This is a genomic window from Bradyrhizobium retamae (assembly GCF_001440415.1).
Taxonomy (GTDB): Bacteria; Pseudomonadota; Alphaproteobacteria; order Rhizobiales; family Xanthobacteraceae; genus Bradyrhizobium; species Bradyrhizobium retamae.
In genome coordinates, this window is the sequence record NZ_LLYA01000085.1 from 1 (window position 1) to 2,262 (window position 2,262).

At 54.4% G+C, this 2,262-nt stretch carries 1 protein-coding gene; it reads left to right on the forward strand.

Annotated features, from left to right (window positions below):
• Positions 1-370 precede the first annotated feature (370 nt).
• Positions 371-1,552, forward strand: a complete 1,182-nt coding sequence (locus CQ13_RS10850; protein WP_057842903.1) for a M24 family metallopeptidase — start codon at positions 371-373, stop codon at positions 1,550-1,552.
• Positions 1,553-2,262 lie beyond the last annotated feature (710 nt).

Sequence of the window (2,262 nt, forward strand, 5' to 3'; positions counted from 1 at the left end):
AGACGCTCCACTTATCGAGGCGGAAATTCTGTTCAGACAACCGGGACCAGCTCACGCCGCGAGAATTCTCGGCTCTGATGCTAGATCAAGTTCAGGGAGGAATTGGACCGTCTGACCGTAACCATCGCGCCCAGCGCCGGATTTGCATAGACGTTCTGAACGCGAGATCGCGCACCGCGGCAAATGCACTTTGTTGCTGGTTAAGTGCTGCCGGTTAAGTCCAGTGCAACGGAAAACGCGAAACAGTCTCTCTTTGGTGCAGAATAACTGCTAGTAACCCGGGACATTGCGGGAATGAACATCCGGGTGCCGCTAGAATTACACGTGTCCAGCGGTACAAGCGACCGCATGTAAACAATCGGGGTAACTAATGACAGCAACGGAATTGCGATTCGAGATTGCGGAATATCAGGAGCGACTCGCCAAAACCCAAAAAGCGATGGAGCGAGAGGGGATCGACGTGCTCATCGTCACCGATCCTGCAAATATTGGTTGGCTGACTGGCTATGATGGCACGTCCTTCTATGTACACCAGTGTGCGATTGTTCGACTTGATGGGCCGCTGATCTGGTTCGGTCGCAAAATAGACGCGAACGGTGCAAGGAGGACGACCTACCTAGACGAAGATTGCATTAGGTTCTACGAAGACTATTACGTTCAATCGGACCGCTACCATCCGATGACCGTGCTTGGGGAAATCATCACCAGTAAGGGGTGGGGCTCGTCGACTATCGGTATTGAAATGGACGTCCCGTACTTTACGCATGCGGCCTTTGCGGCACTTGAGGCCAGCCTTCCAAACGCGAAGTTCAAAAACACGACGCGATTGGTGAAATGGCAGAGAATTGTTAAGTCTGCCCGCGAGATGGAATACATGCGGGGCGCCGGCAAGATCGTCACTGCAATGTACGAGCGGATCGAGAGAGTTCTTCGTCCGGGAATCAAACAGAACGATCTCACCGCGGAAATCTACGATGCGGGAATCCGCGGCGTCGAAGGATTTTGGGGTGACTATCCTGCCACCGTTCCGTTGATCGGCGCAGGTGCGAATGCCGCGGCCCCGCATCTGACCTGGAGCGACCGTCCTATCATGCCGGACGAGAGTATCTTTTTTGAATTGGCTGGCGTTCATAAGCGTTATCACGTCCCGCTGTCTCGGACGTTCTATCTGGGCAAGCCGACCCAGCAGATTCTTGATGCCGAGAAAGCAGTCCTCGAAGGAATGGAGGCTGGGTTTGAGCAGCTTGTACCAGGCAAGACTTGCGAAGACGTAGCGCTAGCCTATTTCGACGGACTCGCGCGCCACGGCCTCAAGAAGGAAGGGCGAACCGGTTACTCGATTGGAATGGGCTACCCGCCGGGCTGGGGCGAATCGTCGGCAAGTTTCCGGAGGGGCGATCACACGGAACTCAAGCCGGGGATGTGCTTTCATTTCATGACCGGGCTCTGGTACGGCGACTGGGGGATCGAGATTACTGAAAGCCTCATGATAACCAAGGGAAAGCCGGAGATACTGGCGAACTATCCCCGCAAGTTAATTACGATCGAATAAAATGATCTACGGGATGACACGTCGACTTCGGTCAAAACTTGGTTGATGTCGAAGGGGTCAGGATAGGTCCTAGTATCAGCTGACGCCTGCGGCAAATCCTCCCAGCTGATCGAAATCTGGACCAATAGCGAGCGCCGGCCAGCGACATCCGAACAGCGTGTCAATCGGGATCCAATGTTGATCCCGATGCAGGTGGTTGCGCCACTGGTCTGGAGCTAGGGTCGGGTCGGCAATCGGTTTGGCGCAGATGGTGTGAGCTCTCTGACGTCAGTTCCATGAGAAGCAAGCGGCAGAAGTGTGAAGGTCCGCACCGGTTTTAAAACGGAACTACCACGCTCGATGCTATGCTCGACGTGTTTGAAGAGGAACCGCTTAGTCTACTGTAGGATATGTCCAGTATGTCCAATGTGATTGCAGCTGGCCGCAAGTCTAGACTATGCGGAACGGGTGTCCTCTACCGTCGTAGATAATATCAAACGCTGGCTAGCGGGTGAGCCGGTACCAAATTTCTTCGATTTTGAATGCGGCTGGCGGCTAGTAGCGTATGAAGGGCTCCTGCGATGACCAATCTGCTTCGCGCAACACTAGACGATCGATTCCATGAAACCTGCGCTTATTGAGCAGACCGAGTTGGTGGAACGGACGGGTTGTTGGGGGATTCCTCGTTTGCGGTCGGCGAAACGAGGAGCTGTATCATGGCAGGATGGCGG